Genomic DNA, 18859 nt, shown 5'->3' with positions numbered 1-18859 from the left:
ATGGTGGCGAGCACTCACGCAAGCAGCCCGTTAAGCCATGAGGCGGCGCACAGCCTTTGCCAGTTGCTTGACCAACTTTGGTCAAGCGGCGGCTTAGCGGCCAATAAAACAGCACCATTATTGAGTGCTATTCCTGCGCTTAAAAACCTATTACAGCCACTTGCGGCGGGTGCTGTTGGCGATACAGAAAATGATTTAAAAGAAGAGATCAACGCCTATTGCCTAAGCGCGCCTTTGCTGAATGCACACAACGAACTGAGCCAATTAGGTGAATGGCAATTGGCGCTACTCGGTTTAAACGCAGAAGTGCGCGAGCATTGGCTTAACTTAGCAGCGGCACGCTGCAGTGAAGCAGGCGCCATGAGCGACCCGCAAGTGTTGGTTAAACTTATCCAGCAATTGGGCAATGTCAGTGAGTGGGTATTGGCGCAGCTAGAAAGAACTGATGCTCATCCACAACTTATCGCTGGGCCACTCTCGCAACTAGAGCGTGATTTACTCGGCCATAGCCTCAGCGATAACGCGGCTATTCCAGCCTTATGCCGCATTTTGCGCGCCTCTTTTACGTTGCACGCTTTAAGTGAACAAACCGAAGCGCTGACGCCAATCCAACCTATCGATAACACTGCGAAACAGCTGGCGAGTAACTGGTGTAGCGGCCGTTTATTGGCGCTGCCTGAATATTTATTGAGTGAATTCAACCTCAAGCAGCCCATTAAATCGCCCATTAAATCGCCCATTAAACCACATGCCCATTGGTTGTTGGTGCCGCAGCCTGTGAATGCTGAGGCGACATACATTCAGCACTTTGCCCAGCAGCCGTGGTGGTTTTTATTAAGCCTGCTGAGCTTTGTGCAAGATGCCTGGGCCGCCGAACAGCGCGGCGGTTTATTGCTGACTTTACCCGCTGGGCAAAACGCCTTTGCCCCAAGCCAAATTAATGTGGCGGTACAAGGTATTGAGGGTGATGAAGTGAACTTGGGCAGTTTGGCCGAGTTTTTAGTGCAATTACTGAGCGAGCTGAATATTGCCCTTTACCCAGCACTAACCGATAGCGCAGAAGATATGCAGCGCTTAAACCGAGCGCTTAGCCCAATAGTGGCTGAATTACTGGCGAAAAAAATCTGGCAGTTTTTCGAGGCAGGCCGAGGCGAACCCGGCCATTACCGCATTCACCCAGATTTTAGCGATGCCTGTTACAGCCTGCTGCTCGCGCCGCTGTTTGGCTACAAAAGCCAATATTTACAACAGGCGATTAAGCAGCTGGCGCAAACAAACTATACCAATAAAAAACGCACCAGCGCGGGCAACAGAATAAACCTAGAAGGATTTTTGTGATGAGTTTTGAATTAGATAATGTGGTGGTTGATAAGTTAGCCAAACAACACCGCTGGGCCGCCACCGGTGTGTCGGACTACCCGCCGCGTGATCCATTAGTCGGCCAAAGCCGCTTTTTTAAACGCTTTCAAACCTTTTTGCATACGGTTGACCATGACGACGACCGTTTTGCCCATGTGTTTGCGGTAGAAGCCGAATGGGGCCGAGGTAAATCCCGTTTAGGTCATGAATTGGTGGCGCAAATTAATGACTGCTCTAAGGGCTGGTATGTGCGTGACGAACAAGGCCAATTGCAGGATCAGCAATTGTTTAATACCGAAGCGCAAGATAAATACTTAGCGCTGTATATTCGTTATTCGCAAGTGGCATCTGACTATCAAAACTCCGACAACTGGTTTGCCTTTGGTTTGTATCAGGCGCTGTTGCCACTGGCGACGCAAGCCTTTGATGGCTCCATTCAAAGTGAAATTGCCAAACAAGCTTATGAGCGTTTAATGCCGTTTGGCTTTAACGCGGCGCTATTGGCCGCTGCGCTTGAGCTCGATAAAAACCACAGCGAAGAAGACCTCTACACAGACCAAACCTTAGTGGTGAGCTTAGTGCAAGCCGCCTACGACGTACTCAAACGTTTTGGTGTGCAGTATGTGTTAGTGGTGCTCGATGAACTTGAAACCGTCGCCGAAGCCGCCACCTTTGGTATAGAAGATGAGCAAGACAAGCGTCTTGATGGTCAAGCTATTCGATTAATTGGTAAAGCAATTAAAGAAGAAGATCCACGTCGTAAACTGCCTTGGCTGCGTTATGTGGCGCTCTGTTCACCCCTTTTGGGTCAGCAACTGCGCGAAATTCAATCGGTGGCGCGCCGTTTTGAATTGGTCGAGCTGGAACACAACGCCTTTGCCGATGTATCCGACTATGTCGCCAGCCTATTAACAGCAGGTAAACTGGGCTTTGATTATCCTGCGGGTTTAGTTGAAGCCGCCTATGCCATGAGTGGTGCTAACTTCGGTTGGTTTAACGTGGTGATGGCCAATGTGGATGCGGTGCTTGACCAATTCCAGCAAGCAGGTCGCTGCATTAATGATGTGGGTGATTTGTTTGAAGCCGTACTGGCAGGCTCTGGCCGTGTGGCTAAACACGTGCTGGATAAAGGCGCGATTGAAGGTATTCAAACCCGCGACCAAGCCCTATTAGCCCAGTGTCGTAGTTTGCTTTACGGCCAATTACCGGTTCGTTTGGCTGACGTTAGCCAAGCCACTGCATTACTGGCATTGAAAAATGAAGATCAAGAACCGATAGCGGCCTATTACCGCAAACTGAGTATCGACCGCTTACAGTGCCGCCAAGCGTTAGAGCAAGCTAAGTTTGTGCGTAAAAATGATGAATGGTTATATCCGGCCGTTGACCAAGCACTGAGCCTAGATACCTTACTCGATAACCTGCGTACCTTTTCAATTAAAGAGCTGGCCGCCAGTGGTGATAAAGGCGCGGTGTTGCTGCCGTTATCCAAGGGTGAGTTTAAATATTTACTGAGTCTGTTGTACGACCACCCAGCCATTGAATTTGCCGCCGATGCCCTATGGCATAAATTAGTCGGTGATACCGCCGAACTGGATGCCAGCGAAGCGACCCATATTGGCCCCAGTGTGGCGATGTTATTGCGTTTGGATTTGCGCTATCGCAGCGCACAGCAAAACTCGTTGATATTTAAAGACCCAAGCATGGGTGATGGCCACGAACAGGCGATGGCCGAACTGGCTAAACAAAGCAGCCAAAAACCGATTATTAAAGCCTTAACCCGTGTAACGGGCTTTGTTCGCTTGTTGGATAACAACTGGCGCTATGACGAAAACTTGCTGAGCAATAAAGCCGGTAGCGACGACGCACCGCTGGCGATATTGACCGAGCCGAAAAGCCGCCAAGGTGGCCTGTTTACCTTAGAAGGCTTTAAGCTACACCCAGAGGGTAAAGCTTTATTTGCTTGGGTGAGCAATCTGATTGAGCTTAATAAGCTCCATACCTTTGCTGCTGAACATAGCCGCCAAAGTGGCCGCACACCCGTATTGGCGCTCACTGCCTCTGCCCATTTAATGGAGCAATACAGCCGCTTGGATGACAGCAATGAATTACGCGATGCCTTACTGCTGCACTATGTCAACCCAAGCGAAGCCGACCAGTTAGAGCGCATCGGCTTAAGTTTGGCCACCTGCCAGCAACATGGCGTGACCTTAAGTGCTGAGAGCTTCACCGCCAAGTTTAAAAACAAGTTGCATGCGTTAAGCACCTTTGCCAATGATGCGATTCATAAGTGGCGCCAGCGTTTGCAACAACGCGGCTTAATTGCTTGGCCGCTAAAAGTAGACGGTAAATTATCGCCCATTGATCGCGACTTATTGTTTAAAGGCTGGTATCAGCTGGCTATTGCCCACCCAGAACTTAACGGTGTATTGGATTTACAGCAGCAACATGGTGTGCCAGTGGATGAACTCAGCAGTTTATTAGATAAACTCAAAGTGCCGGGCAGCTATATGGCCAAAGGTTACACCGCTGATGAACATGCGGGTTTATTTACCGAGCTGAATAATGTGCAGCGCAGTACTGCGCTAATCCCGCTGTTTTTAGCCCGCATTGCCCACCCCAACAAACAACAAAAGTGGCAGTTTGAGCGCTTTAAGCAACAGTTTTATTTTGCCTATGTGGCCGAAACCAGCATTACCGCCAGAGGCGTGTTCAATGATTGGATGTGGTGGTGTGGTGAGCTGAATTTACTCACCCTAACTAACCCAACTGATAAACAAGCCATTTGGGAAAGTTACCCACGTTCGCGTTTAGAAAATGCCATTATCGAGGCGCAAAACTGGTTTAGCGGTAACGCTATGGACAGTTACAAAGCCAACGTGGAAGTGATGAGCCGCGTATATGGTTATGGTCGCATTAATGAAGTGTTCGCGCCTCTGGGCAAAAACCAGTTGGGCTATGCCACGGTAGAGGCCAAAGAGCAGTTAGAAAAAGCACAGGCACTCTTTAATGCGCTTAAGCAGCAAGAAGAAAAGCTCGAGGATATTAGCGAGCCCAATGAGGCCCACCTTTTAGCGGGGCTTATTGATAAGCGCGCTGAGATATTGGCTTTGGTCGCTAAGGTTAAACCACTTAATAGCAGTAAACCTACGCTTAAAGATGCGCACATTCTTGATTTAGAAGACAAAACGACGTCGCTTTATCAGCGGGTTGAACAAGCCTGTTTATTTGCTGAATTTGTCGAGCGTAGTGCCGAGCGTATTAATCTTCGACTCGCCGATTTAATCAAAGACGTTGAGACAGACTGTGCCGCGATCGCTCATTTCCCAAAAAGTTTATATACCAACACGTTGCGCACCATTGGCCATATTTTAGATGGCGCATTAAAAGCGGATGCCAGCAGTGCCACAGGCCAAAAAGAGCAGCAAGCTGGCAGTGATACGTTATTACACTACCTGCGCAAACTCGATTTAGGTAAAGCGCAGGATAAGCTTTCGGTTTTAGCGTTGGAGGTGGGCTTAAACCTGCACACTGAACAACAGCTGCCACTGCCAGAAATTCAAGGCAGTATTTTAGCGAGCTACCGTAATTGTAAAGAGCGCTTTGAGAAGTTAGTGAATAACCTAGCCGAGCAAAACCAACGCGCCCAACAGCTACAACAATTACTCAGTAGTGCCACTGCCGAGTATGAGCACGCAAGTGATATTGCCGAATTACCGAAACTGATCATGAAGTTACAACTGATTGACGATGCAATAGCGGATTTACCCGCTGATGCTGAAAGCAAACGCCAGAGCATGCAAACCACTTTACGCAATGGCCAGTTCTCGGGGTTGCGTGATTTACCAGAAGAACTACTCAAATCGGCACGGGGGCAAATTGCGCCTATTCAAGGCCAGTTATTAAAAATAGAGGAACGTTTAAACAATGTTAAACATTCCGCCATCGAGCAGGTAAATAGCTGGTTGCTGGTATTAAAGCCGCTATTAGCTTCCCAGCAGCAACCGCTACCTGCTGAATTAACACTAAACGACGTCGCCAAGTTAGGGATGAGTGAGCTGGTGATGGTGTGTGATAAAACTTTGGCTGATTGGCAGCAACAAGGTGACGCTATTTTGCAAGGCACAGGGCTAACACTGGCACAGTGGCAGCCTATTTATCAAGCGCTTAGCCAAAATCAAGAGCCAGCATTAACGCCTGAGCAGCAACAGGGTTTGGTCGCTAAAGGCATAGTTAAAATGCGCCTCACTTTTGCGATGGGTTTGTAGAGGTGATGCAATGAGTATTTATTTGTCAGCCACATTGGCGAGTAATCGTAAAGGTCGCTTTTTGCAATCGGTTGCGGGGGCGACGCCACTTGAGAGTGACTGGCTAAACTCACCACCTGCTTGCGGCTTGCTATTAGTGCAAGCAGAAGAGTTAACCGACAATGAGGTTTGCCAGACCTTGTATATATGGGCCATGCAAGCGGGCTGCACCGCGTTAGTTATTAATCCACAAATAGCGCAACTGGCAAAGTTGGCTGAGCTACCTATTGCGCTAGATTGGTCATTAGCACCGGCGACCTTGAGCGCTCAAGAGCCTGAGTTAACCGCGTTATTAGCCAGTGAAACAGACCAAATGATTACTGGCTTTGCTGGCAGTGCAGATCGCCTACAACATATGGCAGGCGATGCAGTGCATACCCGCTATGTACGTAAACACAGCAACAGTGGCTTATTTGCGGTGACGACGTTGCCTTTGTGGTCGTTAAGTTTGCTCGACCATGCCGAGGTTTTAGTGAGCTGGCTAAATTGGTTTTTGGACCATGCGGGGCTAGCAGCACCTATTGCTGAGAAAAAACCGGATTTATCGGATTATTCACTAGATAAGCAGGATCTGGTTGTTTTGTTACTGCTATACGCTGGCAATGGTATGAGCTTAAAAGAGCTTGCCGAGCATAATGCAGTCAGGCTGATGTTTGATGTTGAGAGTCTTGATTTAGCCGACCGTGGTGAGATATTGCAACAACATGGTTTTATTAATGAAGCGAGTTTGACCGAAACCGGTAAAAACAGCTTACAAGCATCGCAATATTGGACCTATGCACCGCTACTTAACGAGCTGTTAAACACAGGAGCGCTATCAGAATGAATGAGAATAAAACAATGAATTTAGCGCAATCACTCGCCATTGATAGCCAGCTGCGCTTACCAGGCAGCGCCGGGCGTTTGCTAAAACAAATTCGTGATATTGAACAAGTAGCGCCACTGTTTCGTGATGCTGGATTAGTGAAAGCAGTGCCTAAACCTACAGTCGTAAATTTACGCGTAGCGGGTATAGCAACTAAATCATGCCTAGACAAAGCCTTGGGTGGTTTTATTTATGCCAGTGCTGCGGTGCGCACCGACTTATTGATAGATGAAAACAGAGTTAGCACCTTAGGTGGCGATTCGGTCTCGGAACTGGACGATATTGATTTTGAAGCGCAGCGTAAACGACTTGATTTGATTGAAATTCGCCAAGCCTACCAGTTGGTTGAAAAACAACTGTTAAGCCAAGAGCCTTGCGATTTAATTTTACTCGATACGCCACTGTTTTTAGCGCGTGATATGGCGCCACTGGAGCGCAACCTTCGCCATAAGCATGAGTACGACAAAACCAAGCAAGCCATAGAATTATTTTGGCAAAATCATCGCTCGAAACTGTTTCCGTGGAATCCAACTGGCGTTGTACTGGCTAGTATTTTGGCTGAGCGTTTTAGTGCCATTGTCAGTATTGCGAAGCAAGATTTACGAACCGAGAAAGGTCGTAAGCAGATTTTAGATTCTGATGGGTTTTCTAGCGAGTTGATGCAAAGCCTAGCAGGACTGGATGAAAGTTTGGCAGGTGTGGGTGACTTGCGTTTTATTAACGGCATTTTGGGTAACTATTCTCGAACTATCGCCTTTCGTTTGTCTGAACAAGAAAACCGCATAGAACCTAGTGCAGAAGCTAAACAAGGACTTATTGGCTTTCACTTTCGTAGTGCTCGCAGTGGTCAAATAAAAATGGTGCAGCTGGCCGGTGATGAGCCCGATTGGCAGAGTGCAGACTTAGATTTAGTGGCATCACGCTTAATGGTGCTGGATATGCAGAATAAAGGCAATGCAATGCCATTACCGCAATTACTTGGTTACCAACAACTTGGAATTTTACCTAAATTTGCCAAGTTCTATCGCCAAGGTTTGCACGGTGCACTTAAAAATAATGATATTGAAGCTGGCTGGTTGGCTGGTTTAGATGAGGGAATAAATAATGGCTTATAAAGTTTTAGGTAAATTAGTCGGAAATACCGGCGACGCCAACCAGTTAACTATGGTGGTAAAAGATTCGTTTTCAGTGCGCCGTGGTGAGTTTGTTCGCATTATGCATCAAGAGCGCAAAGATGAAGGCGAAGTCGCGGTACTGGGTCGCGTAATGAAAATAAGCCGTACTAACATGTTGTATAACGCAGGTTTTGGCGATGGCGTGACTGAGCTTGAGCTTTTACCGGGAGCAAATGTTACCGGTGAAAACATGTTTGCTCAGGTTGAGTTGGTCGGCTATCGCTGCCCTCTATCTCGTCAGATCAAGATCCCGCGCCGCCCACTTAACCCAGGCACCGCTGTTGAAACCGTGGACTTTCAGTTTTTAAGTGATTTTTACGAGTTTAATGAGCACTCTAGTTTGCACCTTGGCAACTTGGTCGGCTACGACAAAGGTGAGAATACGGTTCCTGTTTTTATAGATGTAAATAAACTGGTTACTGAGCATTTGGCTGTGCTAGCAATGACGGGTTCAGGAAAGTCATACACGGTTGGCCGGATCATTGAGCGCTTGGTTGCGATAAATAATGGTACTGTAGTGGTGTTTGACCCTCATGGTGAATATGGTAAAGCCCTCGCTGGTGGAAACCTGCAATTCTCTAGTTTGTTAGATGCAACTGACGATAAGCGCGATCAAGAAACGTTACCACTCATTAAACAAACCTTTGAAAAGCTACAAGCTGCGGGTGCGGGTATTCAGGTTTACTCGCCGCAACATGAATCGTTTAAGCATAAATACGCCAGTAAAAACGCGCCCCTTGCCCTTCAATTCGACCATTTTGAAATGGACGATATTGCGGAAATTTTACCGGGCTTAACGGAGCCTCAGCAGCGTGTGCTTGATGTGGCCATTCGTTATTGGCGCTCAGTGGATAAAGTAGAACCACGAGATATCAACCGATTGAGGCATTTGTTAGGTGATGGTATTGAAGAGCTTAAAGAGTGGGGTGATCTCTCTGAAGCTGAAGCGAAGGCGCTATCAGGTCGCAGTGCTGCCGTTGCGTCTATGAAGCTTTCTCGTGTGCTGAACGAAGCGCAAAGTTTTTACAGTGCAACAATGGCTGAGCCGACTGATATTTATAAAATGGTTGGACGCCCAAGTAATCAACAAGGGCGTTTAGTGGTTGTCGACTTACAAGGCTTGAGTGATACCGCAAAACAAGTCGTTTGTGCACTGCTATCGAGCGAAATTTTAAAAGCGGCTTCAAGCAAAACAGATCCGCTTCGTCCTTGCTTTATTGTGTACGAAGAAGGCCATAACTTTGCGCCCGCAGGTGGCAATGCCGTGAGCCACCGCATTATTAAAAAAATTGCTGGTGAAGGCCGTAAGTTTGGCGTTGGTTTTGGCATCGTGAGCCAGCGCCCGTCCAAATTGGACTCAGACGTGACCTCTCAATGCAATACGCTGATCACAATGCGATTGAAAAACCCAGACGATCAGCGCTTTATCGCTAAAGCCTCAGATATGGTTAGCAAAGCCGACTTGGACGAACTACCGAGCTTATCAACCGGTGAAGCGTTAGTGTGTGGACGCTCTATCCCTGCACCTCTGCTAGTTAAAGTAGGAAGTAAAGCGCTTATTCACGGCGGCGAATCGCCTGAGGTATTGCGCGTTTGGGGCACCTTTAATGGCTAAGCTACCCATGCCTGAGGTTGCTTGGGTAAGCGAGATGTTTCCACTTATAAGTAGCGGCAAACTATTGGACCAAGATGTATTGGTCCATAGCTTGGGTTGTAGTGTTTGGAATACCTTTGGGCATGAACAGTCGTTTATGGCAATGGTGGAATGCCCAGCTCCAGGTACCTTTGGAGCAGATATTCGCTCAGATTCAGGTTGGTTTGATAAAGCATCGGCATCACCTTTATGTTTAATTGAATTTGAACGATTTGATGGCTCTATTCGTGGCCAACAAAAGCTAGAAGAAAAATTAAAAAACTTATTAGAGGCAGCTCAGCGCTGGGGACACTCCCCAAAAACCTTAGTTCTCAGTGCATGGAGCCAAGGCTTAGTGAGTGCGCCTGATACGCAGAAACTAAAAGAGATCTGTCGTTCGGGGTTCACGTCTTCTACTGGCACGTTCGTACAGTCAGATTCTGAGGTTGAGGTGGTCTTTAGTCGCTTCTTGTTTGTTAAAAATCTAAATTCTATTGCTTTGGATAGAATTCACTATGAGGTGTTGATATGAATATAAAGTCAGCACATTTTTTACCAGGGACAAATAAGCGTCTTGGTGATAAATATTTATTACTTGAATGCCTAGGTGATGGCAGCCATGGCTGGGTATGGCGCGCCGAGCGCTTGCAAGATGGGCAAATTGTCGCGGTAAAAATCCCTAAGGATATTACGCGAGAAGATCGCCATCTAGCCGAAGGGAAAGAGCTGTTAGATGTTGAACCGCACGACAATATTGTACAAATTTATGATATGGGCCGGATTGATAACGAATGGTTTTATATCGAAATGGAGTATTTCCCAAGTCAGACTTTGGCGCAAAAACTTGATGATAGGCAGCGTAATTTTGGCCAGACTTATGAGCGATTATTTAAGATTTATCGCCAAGTACTGTGTGCAGTGCAATATCTGGCAGAGCTATCTGTTCCTATCTCCCATGGTGATATCAAGCCGCACAATATTTTAGTTGGTGAGCGGGACCTTGTGAAGTTGACTGATTTCGGTAGCTCAGCTTTACCGGAAGAGATCTATGTTCGCACCCGCGAAAATGGTGGTACGGTTTTATATTCCGCCCCTGAGTTTTCTAATGTCGATAGCCGTAGAGGTAACTTAGAAGAGCTGTTGCTGGGTGATATTTATAGTTTAGGCGTACTGCTATACCAATTATTAACAGGAACTTTGCCGCATGATACTCCACAGCAAGTTCAACGTAGCGCCCCTTTTAAGCGCCCGACAGAAATAAATAGTTCTATTCATCCAGACTTAGAGCAGGTTGTACTCACCTGCCTGCAAAAACAGCCGCAGCATCGTTATTTAACTGTTGGCGCATTGATTCAAGCATTTGATATTGCCAGCAATAAACAACTAAAAGTTGGCGCTATTGCTCCAATGTATCAGGCTAAGCCAGATCAGGATTGGTCGAGTGCCGTGATTGATGCAATGTCTGAACAGTCTTACCAAAAAGCGGCTCAACTGGCTTCTCAAGAATATAATCGCAGTAAAGACTTACAAGCTTTACACCAACAACTCATTGCCTTGTATCGCGCAAACCGTTTGTTTGATTTTGAAAAAGTTGTTGAGAACAATAAATCTACCTTAACTGAAGGCAAGATGGCCCAACCTTCAGAGCTATTCGAATTGATTGTTAAGGTGAACTTACAGTTACGCAATATTACTCAAGCTAAATTCTGGTTGCTGCAAAGAAAACAAATTGAAGAAGAAAACACGGCGACTATGTATTTAGAGTCATCTATCCTCGGCCTTGAGGCAAAGTATCCGGAAGCGAGGGCCTTATTGGAAAAAGTAAACCAAGCAACACCAATGAAATTCCACATATTGAGCCAACTCATTTTAGTTTGTGAACAGATGCGCGATTACTCAGGCGCTGCGGCTTACTTAAAAGCAGCTTTGCGTGTAATGCCATCTGATAACAGTATGAAAGAAAAGAAAGAGCTTTATGCAAAGCTTGGTGTGATATAGGTCTAAACATGCTTTCACGTTAAATCGTTAAGTGGACCCATTCAATAGAAGCAATTAGTGCTCTCAGAGAAATTAACGGCGCAACGATTGTGTCCACTGCCAATATACAACCAGTACACTAGCGGTATTGTCTGCAATGGACTACAAACTGAACCCAGCCCTTAGGTTGACTGGCGGTACACTGCAAGGCGACAAGCCTACACAGGATTCATCGCCATTTTAGTCATCCAAGATGCTGCCTTTCACGCAGTACATGCGTGGGCGTGTGTTGTCGGGCAGGCTGACTTTTCGCTGTGGTCGGTTGCCATCAGGGACTAGGTAGCCTGCGGCCATCAGTGCTTTGGCGGCGCGATCAGGGCTTAGGCCTTCGGTGGCTTCACGCCAGCCAGTTGGGTAAAACAGGTAGAGGGTTTGTGGGCCGCTGGTGTCTAGCCAACCCGCGCGTTGACGTACTTGGCTGCTGTAACCGGTTTGTTTCGGCGTAAAGCGGCTTTCGCCATGTTGCTCAATAAAACTGCGCACTTGGCGAATGGCTTGCTGATCTTCATTGGCGGCCACACCACCGCGAGCAAGTATCCATTGGTTAAGCTGGCTTAAACAGGCGGCTTCGACACTTTGAGCTGGCCAATCGAGTATTTTGGCTTGAATGGCTAACAGGCCAGCGCTGGCCAGTAAGGCAAATTTTTCGGCAACTCGACGCACTTGGCCGTCGGCCTCGGCTGGTAAGCTGGCTAAAAAACGTTGGCGTACGTTTTGGAAAACGGGTCGCACCTGCGCGCTGTGCTGCGTTAAATACCGTAACCAGTCCAAGGCCAAGCTGCCGTAATGTTGGCGACTTTGCTGTTTTAGGTGATCGGCTAAATCGGCGGCGTTCATGCCATGGCTATGGTTAAACACGCCCATTTGCGCTCCGGCATCGGCACTGAGATCAATCACACGCACTTGCTGCCCTGCTTTTACACGCTTGCCGATACTGGCAAGATGGCTTTCGAGCGTCACTTCGCCAGTGGATAAAAACACCAAACGCCAACGGGCGGGTAAGCGCATTTCACCGTATTTGCCTGCACGGGTTTTACCTTGTCCATTGGCAAGCATATAAGCGACATCGCCCGCCTCTTTTGGGTCAACTTCGCCCATTTCATCGAGCGCCAGCAAGGCATCGTTATGCGCTAATGCTGTGCCTTCTAAACCGTTGGCCGTGGCACGCCAACTGTGGCGCAGTTGATTAGGTTCGCCCCACACCGATAATGCCGGATACAGCGCTGCGGTTTTACCAGTACTGCTGGCACCGTAGAGGTGTAAACCAAAACCATCCACCCCACACAAATGCAACAATGGCGCAGCCAGTGCAGCGCAGACACCAACAATCAATAGCGGGTTATCCAGACAATAACGGCCAACGTGCTGCCGCCAACTGTCGCTACTTCCGTGTTGAATAAAGCCTTCTATCGGGTGCATGGTTTGCAGCACCATGCGCGGGTTGTTGCTGTGTTCGCTTGGGTAAAAGGTGAGGCGCGGATGCACATAAGCGTGGTGATGCCAGCCAATACAGTTCACGCTAATGGCCTTTTGCTTGGCCAGCTCGCCCATTTGTTGAATAAACAGCGAGAGCAACTGCCGCGCTTTGACACTGTTACTTAGCCGCATGCCTCGGCTGAGTAGGATTCGACGGTACTCGCTGCCGTCTCCGGCCAATAATTCTGCGGGCATAGCCCAGTAGCGATGGCGATTGTCATCGTCTAACCAGTGCAATAAATAACCGTAGTTGTCCCCTTGCGGATCGCGGGTGCGAGCAGCAACTTGCAGCCAAGAGCAGATTTTAACTGGGCTATCTTGCCCTGCCGGTTGCATCACCAGCCAGTTTTGCGCGTTATAGGCAAAACCAGCTGGTAATGTTGGCGCGTTGTTATGCATATCACTGGCAGGTAATTGGTTTGATGCTGATGGTTTATCCACGGCCATAAGCAGCACCGATACGGCGGGTTTCAATCCACTGGTCGATATCGCTTTCTAACCAGCCCACGGCACGCGCACCAATCCGAATGGAACGGGGAAATTCACCGCTGGCCATCAGGGCATAAATGGTACTGCGGCCAAAGCCTGTTTTGGCCTTTACCTCGGGCAAGCGCAAAATCCGCTGCTGACGCGCAGGGTGTGTTGATGTGGTGGATGATTGTGTAGTTGGGTTCATCGTTTGCTTCCTCACTGATCTGTTAAGTTCAGTTAGGAGTTTGCCAGTGCTAAACGGACGCAGTAGGCAGATAAATGCTCAGATCGTGCAGCTTTCTGAGGGTACAGGTCGCTACTTGCCCCCGTTTGTAGATAGTGCCCAAAACAATAAATGCTCTGTGGGCAGGGTTAGTGTGTGCCTAAGTGGCGTGAACTAAGGCTTTGCCCAAGCTGCCCCAAAAGCCCAAGGGATGAGCGAAGTGTTAAAACACATGGAGTATGAGGCAAAGCATAAAGTGAAACTAAAACTTCTTTATCTGATTAAAAATGAAAATATAGTTTCACTGACTCATTAAACGTTAAACGCTGATTGTTTCATGGCTTGCTCCGCTCGGCTGATCCCTAGCCGCTTAGCAACGGTTTGCCATTGCTTAACCGTAATTAATACTTCATCGTAAATTTGCGTGGCTTGGGTTTGCGAAAGTCGGAAGAAGTCTTTTACGTCAAAGGCTAATTGGTAGTCTAAAGTGTTGTCTGCATCGGTTATATTCAGATGCAGGCCATGCTTACCCACTATCGGGTTTAAATCATAAGCCGGTGATAACTTCCAGCCATTTTTTGTTAATAAAAATCCATGGTTACGCAGGTGATCATCCGTGTTAGACACCGCAATATTAAACACGATTCGACGCCATAACTGAGCTAAATCGGCTGTGGTTTGTGCACCACAATTGGAAATAAATTCAGCAATCTCTAAGTAGCTAGCACCTTGAGATTGTTCACCATCATAGTATTGAAGCTGTGTCATGGCCGATGAAAAATGCAGCCGCTTTTCACCGTCGCGGTCAAACCGTTTGGTTAAAAAGGTATGGTGCTGTGACGAAAATTGCCTGATCTCACTTGGAAACATGTCAATACCTGCCGCCAACGCCAATTCATAACAGACCATCTCCCACGCCCCCACATCATGGGTATCGTTTAAATTGGGAAACTTAGCAATCCACAAGTGGCCTTGTTCATCTGTGACACAAGCCTTGGGCCTTGCACCACCTAATGATGAGCCTGGAGAAATCAGCATTTTCAACCAGCGGTAATACTCGTCACTGTCGATGTTATCGTCTTTTTCAATCTGCATTGCTGCGTGCTCTAGCTCTCGCAAAGAAGCCATTGGCGGCGCAGCAAACTCAGAGTTGTCGTCCAAAAAAGCATCCGAGCCTACTCGCTTAAATCGAATCCCCCCATCCGATAAGAGTCATGTACGCCCAGCAGGTAATCCAATTCGTTTAATCGACTTGTTGCTCGAATGCCTTTGCGCGCCTCAATCGCCGCACGCCGCTGCATTAAAATACGCCCCCATCTATCAGGCGATGAATCAAGAAATGCGCGAAAGTTTTTATCGGCTTCATCGTTATAGAGTTCACCGGGGTGAAGCGTTAGGATTGGATCAATTTGCAAGCGATAGGCTGAGGTTAAAAATGCTTTATCGTAGGCAAAACTAAATACACCACCTCGGCTTGAATCGCTGTAAGAAAGCAGCCCAATTAGTAAAGGCGCTTCAATTGGCTGCCAGTCGGCATAGACTTCGACGATTTCACGGCTCATTTTGAACCTTCCAGCAATTTTATGTTTTGCAGCTTGATACCCACTTCGTCGTGAGCGGCCATTTCTGCAAAGTTGCTTTCCATGCCAAGAACGGCCATCACTTTTAAGTAAGTGCCTATGGCAACGCCCGGATCACCGGCGAAGACTTTATTCACGGTTTTATGATCAAAACCAGTACGTTCACACAGTAGCTTTTTTGTAAAACCACGTCGTTTCATCGCCAACAGCAAGTCTTCACCAAAATGAGTCAGAATTTTGCGCTGCTTTGGAAACAGTACATTGTGTAAGTCACGCTTAGCCATATCACCAACCAAAGGGACTATATTCCCACTATTTAACCGTTAATGGGAATATAGTCCAACTTGGAATCCCAAGCAACTCCAACAGTGTACATATAGGACTATATTCCCACTTTACTCAATATAATTGGATTTATATCCCATCTTTAGGTTTAGCTTGCGCGTTGGCCAAGGCGATGATGTGGATCCCTGAATGCCAAAGGCCACCAAACTACACTTTTCGGCGCATAAAAATGTAAAACTCTGCACTTTTCTGCGCGTAAAAGTGTGCAATGCAAGTTGAGTACTCCTCTATGCGTTTTACCGAACGGGGGAATGCAGAGGTTGGAGGTCTACACAAAGTGACTTTATGGGTAACAATTTGTAGACCTGAATGCGGCATTCAAGCTTTCAACCAATCAAAACTGAATGATATTTTTTATTCACGTCATTTGGCCGACCTATAGCCTCATCGTTTAAAGCAAATCACTCAAGCGATTTAACAATGCTTTCCGGCTATTATTCGCTACTACAAAGCGCTTAAAACGTTGTTCAAACACCGCTTCATCCGCTTTGAACTGATAGGCCTCAAACAGCTGATGCAAATAGCGTGATACCGCATCGTAACCACTGGCGCAAGTGCGATCCGCTTGTTCTTGTGCTTGCTGCCAGTAGTGCTCACGCCGATTGTAAACATCCGTCAACGCTTTTTCTTTTTCTGCTTTTTCGATGGCTAATTTTTTTGCGAGTGCTGCGGCTTGCTCTTGCTGTAATTGGCCTTGGGCTTGCTCAATGAAAGGGGAAATGACGTCGGGGGTTAACCAATATTGATAGATCTCGTCTGTGTTGGCAGGTTCTTTTCGCGTCAGCGCTAAAGCTTGGTGACGGGTTAACTGGCCTTGCTCAAACAGCGCGCGTAATAACGTGTCTTTCTCTGCCTCTGAGAGACTATGGAGCCATGTATCAAACTGAAACTGGGTTTGTTTGGCTTGGTGACTGGGTTGTGCGTTCAGCACCATGGCGAGTGCCTTAACCAATGCTAAAGGAATATCATACAGCGCTGCAAACGCCTGCTCCTCTTCACTGAGGTGCTCAAAATCGAATTGAACTAACGGCACTCGTTCAACGTCATCATTAAAATCAACCGCTTTAAGCCACATGAAGTACACAAGGCGCCAATCCCCTTGCATTAACCCGCTGCGTAACCCAGCTAAATGCTGGAAAAAGTCGTCGGCATGCTCATCGTCAAAATATTCGTCATACTCCTCAAGGGAAAAAATCAGCAACTGCCACTCATCGTTTTCGTGAACATGAAGCCCATCACTTGAAAAGCCAAGTAAAGCTTCAGGGAGCGTTCCTGCTGGTAGCTTGATGTAGGCATCGATTGAGCCCCAATCGGCATAGTAAAAACCGATATCAAAGTATTTTAACATCAGCTCAAAAGGCTCCGCCTTTAAGTCACTGTAGGTGTAATACACCTGAAAGGACGTAGCGCTGATCTCGGCACGGCTTGAAATGGCCCTGAGTGCTTGACGTGCTTTAGCATCTAAATACCCATCCAGACGCTCAAATTTATAGTATTGATATTCGCTCACGATGACCTTGCTATGTATTTATTGTGAATTGAAAAGTTTGTTTTACTTTCATTGAAAAAGCGCGGCATTTTCCTGTTTGCGCTGATCCAATGTCTTAGCAATCGCAGACACTGTTGTTTTACTGATCCCTTGCTGCTGTGCCAGATACGTAAATTGGCTGATGGCTTCTGCGACTTCTTCAATGACTTGCCTTGCATCATTCCAATTCGAAAAGCCAGCACTGGTAGCAAGTTTTTGCATCACCTTAAGCGGTGGCGCTTTGCCATAACCTCCGAAAGCAGTGGCGTGTTCGTTGAATGGATGTGGGCTGTAGGTAACATCGTAAAAAGGGGCAGGATCCCATTGACCGTCATCCGCTTGCAAAAACGCCCAGTTTTTACTGTGGTCGTCTTGATTAGACGACAGCAGGTTAAAAACGGCACGGCGAAATTGCAGTTGTCCAGCAGCTGGCGATTTACACAACTGACGGCTAGCTTTAATTAAATCAATGTAATCTAAACTTGGCGTTCGAAAGTCTGCATCCAGTAGCCCGCAAGCGCTGTGCATATGCAATCGACCTGCACTGCGCTTGCTGCCTAATTCAGCCTGTTCAGTGACATAATCAAAACGCTTAAGCGCCAACCAGGCAGACGCACCGCTTGTAGGTGGTGCTTCAATGAGTTGCCAAACTGGTGGTTGACACTTAGCAAGTTCTGCCATTTGTAAATAAACCGCCTCACACAAACCTTCTTCATGGCCGAGTGCGAGATTTTTTGAGGTAAATTTAATCAGCCAAGCCTCATCTCCAGGCTGAGCAAAGGTTCGACAATGCTGAGTTTCCCCAGCAGGCATATAAATTTGTGCCTTAGGCCTTGCCCCACCCGAACTACCTCCGGCGACTAATGCGGCCAACACCTGTTGAGTATGCCCATCTAACTCATCGTGATTATCATCCATATAATCTGACATCGAAGAATCGAACAGCGTTTGTGCTTCTAAGCCTAACGTCGCTAAATCAATATCCGCGTGCGTGGTGGCTGAAAACTCAGACACCGGAGAAAAAGACAATGCTCCCATGCCTTTATCACCGACAAAGGCTAGTCTATCCATCGCAGTTAATTGATTAGGTAGGATGCCCTTTTGCCGGAAAATACGATCTTGTAACAACATGCCCCAGCCATCGGGCAAACAATCTCCAAATACGCCATGTACACCTTGGTGCGGCGCTTTAGGAGCGACTTGAACTTGCGCGTTCGCATGCAAGGTAAAAGGTGATAAGTTGCCAAACTGCTGCAAATAGTTGTCTGCATACTGGAAAAAAACACCTTGCCGATTCTGCGCCAAGATCCCTACAGCAACCTGCTCACCTGAGCTTAACGTGCGAGTCACGGCGAGTTTTTGAATGGGTTTAAAACTCATCTTTTAGCACCTCATCAATACTCGTGGGCATAGCAGCGCGTTCTTTGCTAGGTTGTGTGAGTTGATAGAGCCTCTCTAGCGAATCAAGGGTCTGCCATAGCAACAGCAATTGGCGAAATGAAATTTGCCCGGTCAGCTCAAACTTTTTAATGGTGGCCGCAGGTACACAGCTTCGCTCAGCAAGCGCCGTTCGTGACAGCTTTGCCTGCTTTCGTAACTCCCGCAAATAAGCCGCATAGGCTTGGCTTACATCGGTATCATCAAGTAAGGTAAATTTCATCCGCAAAGGCCAAATGGATACAGTAATATCCATTATAGCGAAATAAAACAGAATGTGGATATTATTGTATCCATTTATGATTGAGGTGTTGAAAAAATTACTCGATAAAGCCCTTCAAAACTGCTATGTTTTAGCTCTAACAGCAGCATAAAAACGGCACTGTTTTTCCGTAGTCATAGCCAAGAAGCACCACTAAGATTTAG

At 47.2% G+C, this 18859-nt stretch carries 13 protein-coding genes and 1 pseudogene; 7 read left to right on the top strand and 7 right to left on the bottom strand.

Annotation, left to right across the window (positions count from 1 at the left end; translation table 11 throughout):
* The 7 genes from ACUJFL_RS03280 to ACUJFL_RS03250 are packed head-to-tail and all read left to right on the top strand — an operon-like array spanning nt 1 to nt 11334.
* Entirely contained in the window at nt 1–1338 is a 1338-nt protein-coding gene (locus tag ACUJFL_RS03280) for a hypothetical protein (protein ID WP_445428492.1), read from the top strand.
* Nucleotides 1338–5624, top strand: coding sequence for a hypothetical protein (locus ACUJFL_RS03275; protein ID WP_445428491.1), 4287 nt, complete (start codon nt 1338–1340; stop codon nt 5622–5624). Before ACUJFL_RS03280 ends, ACUJFL_RS03275 begins: the two co-directional genes overlap by 1 nt.
* 10 nt (nt 5625–5634) lie before the next feature.
* On the top strand, nt 5635–6489 hold the full coding sequence (locus tag ACUJFL_RS03270) for a hypothetical protein (RefSeq protein ID WP_445428490.1): 855 nt from the start codon (nt 5635–5637) through the stop codon (nt 6487–6489).
* A complete protein-coding gene (locus ACUJFL_RS03265; protein ID WP_445428489.1) occupies nt 6486–7643 on the top strand; it encodes a hypothetical protein in 1158 nt (385 codons plus the stop codon). The genes ACUJFL_RS03270 and ACUJFL_RS03265 overlap by 4 nt, the downstream gene beginning before the upstream one ends.
* Entirely contained in the window at nt 7633–9318 is a 1686-nt protein-coding gene (locus ACUJFL_RS03260; RefSeq protein ID WP_112403820.1) for a helicase HerA domain-containing protein, read from the top strand. The genes ACUJFL_RS03265 and ACUJFL_RS03260 overlap by 11 nt, the downstream gene beginning before the upstream one ends.
* Nucleotides 9311–9868: a hypothetical protein gene (locus tag ACUJFL_RS03255; protein WP_220089741.1), complete on the top strand. Its 558-nt coding sequence runs from the start codon at nt 9311–9313 to the stop codon at nt 9866–9868. The genes ACUJFL_RS03260 and ACUJFL_RS03255 overlap by 8 nt, the downstream gene beginning before the upstream one ends.
* Nucleotides 9865–11334, top strand: a complete 1470-nt coding sequence (locus ACUJFL_RS03250; RefSeq protein ID WP_445428488.1) for a protein kinase domain-containing protein — start codon at nt 9865–9867, stop codon at nt 11332–11334. The genes ACUJFL_RS03255 and ACUJFL_RS03250 overlap by 4 nt, the downstream gene beginning before the upstream one ends.
* Nucleotides 11335–11553: 219 nt before the next feature.
* On the opposite strand, the gene ACUJFL_RS03245 is transcribed toward ACUJFL_RS03250, so the two are convergent.
* The 7 genes and pseudogenes from ACUJFL_RS03245 to ACUJFL_RS03215 form a co-directional block, all read right to left on the bottom strand.
* Nucleotides 11554–13296: a DUF927 domain-containing protein gene (locus ACUJFL_RS03245; protein WP_445428487.1), complete on the bottom strand. Its 1743-nt coding sequence runs from the start codon at nt 13294–13296 to the stop codon at nt 11554–11556.
* A complete protein-coding gene (locus ACUJFL_RS03240) occupies nt 13283–13525 on the bottom strand; it encodes a helix-turn-helix transcriptional regulator (protein ID WP_001070200.1) in 243 nt (80 codons plus the stop codon). Before ACUJFL_RS03240 ends, ACUJFL_RS03245 begins: the two co-directional genes overlap by 14 nt.
* A gap of 330 nt (nt 13526–13855) precedes the next feature.
* Nucleotides 13856–15105 (bottom strand): annotated as a pseudogene (locus ACUJFL_RS03235) (type II toxin-antitoxin system HipA family toxin).
* The gene (locus tag ACUJFL_RS03230; protein WP_036984862.1) at nt 15102–15407 is read right to left on the bottom strand and encodes a helix-turn-helix domain-containing protein; all 306 of its coding nucleotides are present in this window, start codon (nt 15405–15407) and stop codon (nt 15102–15104) included. Before ACUJFL_RS03230 ends, ACUJFL_RS03235 begins: the two are co-directional and overlap by 4 nt.
* Nucleotides 15408–15859: 452 nt before the next feature.
* Entirely contained in the window at nt 15860–16978 is a 1119-nt protein-coding gene (locus ACUJFL_RS03225) for a hypothetical protein (RefSeq protein ID WP_445428486.1), read from the bottom strand.
* Between the two features lie 48 nt (nt 16979–17026).
* The gene (locus ACUJFL_RS03220; protein WP_445428485.1) at nt 17027–18376 is read right to left on the bottom strand and encodes a type II toxin-antitoxin system HipA family toxin; all 1350 of its coding nucleotides are present in this window, start codon (nt 18374–18376) and stop codon (nt 17027–17029) included.
* Nucleotides 18366–18656, bottom strand: a complete 291-nt coding sequence (locus ACUJFL_RS03215; protein WP_445428484.1) for a helix-turn-helix domain-containing protein — start codon at nt 18654–18656, stop codon at nt 18366–18368. Before ACUJFL_RS03215 ends, ACUJFL_RS03220 begins: the two co-directional genes overlap by 11 nt.
* Nucleotides 18657–18859: the final 203 nt, after the last annotated feature.

This window comes from Alishewanella sp. HL-SH05, assembly GCF_052655985.1.
Note: the sequence above shows the minus strand (reverse complement) of the source record. Positions and strands in the feature narration are given on the sequence as shown.

What these genes read in the sequence shown, in the direction of transcription:
- ACUJFL_RS03280 (WP_445428492.1), top strand. Translation starts at nt 1, where the DNA reads ATGGTGGCGAGCACTCACGCAAGCAGCCCGTTAAGCCATGAGGCGGCG.
- ACUJFL_RS03275 (WP_445428491.1), top strand. Translation starts at nt 1,338, where the DNA reads ATGAGTTTTGAATTAGATAATGTGGTGGTTGATAAGTTAGCCAAACAA.
- ACUJFL_RS03270 (WP_445428490.1), top strand. Translation starts at nt 5,635, where the DNA reads ATGAGTATTTATTTGTCAGCCACATTGGCGAGTAATCGTAAAGGTCGC.
- ACUJFL_RS03265 (WP_445428489.1), top strand. Translation starts at nt 6,486, where the DNA reads ATGAATGAGAATAAAACAATGAATTTAGCGCAATCACTCGCCATTGAT.
- ACUJFL_RS03260 (WP_112403820.1), top strand. Translation starts at nt 7,633, where the DNA reads ATGGCTTATAAAGTTTTAGGTAAATTAGTCGGAAATACCGGCGACGCC.
- ACUJFL_RS03255 (WP_220089741.1), top strand. Translation starts at nt 9,311, where the DNA reads ATGGCTAAGCTACCCATGCCTGAGGTTGCTTGGGTAAGCGAGATGTTT.
- ACUJFL_RS03250 (WP_445428488.1), top strand. Translation starts at nt 9,865, where the DNA reads ATGAATATAAAGTCAGCACATTTTTTACCAGGGACAAATAAGCGTCTT.
- ACUJFL_RS03245 (WP_445428487.1), bottom strand. Translation starts at nt 13,296, where the DNA reads ATGGCCGTGGATAAACCATCAGCATCAAACCAATTACCTGCCAGTGAT.
- ACUJFL_RS03240 (WP_001070200.1), bottom strand. Translation starts at nt 13,525, where the DNA reads ATGAACCCAACTACACAATCATCCACCACATCAACACACCCTGCGCGT.
- ACUJFL_RS03230 (WP_036984862.1), bottom strand. Translation starts at nt 15,407, where the DNA reads ATGGCTAAGCGTGACTTACACAATGTACTGTTTCCAAAGCAGCGCAAA.
- ACUJFL_RS03220 (WP_445428485.1), bottom strand. Translation starts at nt 18,376, where the DNA reads ATGAGTTTTAAACCCATTCAAAAACTCGCCGTGACTCGCACGTTAAGC.
- ACUJFL_RS03215 (WP_445428484.1), bottom strand. Translation starts at nt 18,656, where the DNA reads ATGAAATTTACCTTACTTGATGATACCGATGTAAGCCAAGCCTATGCG.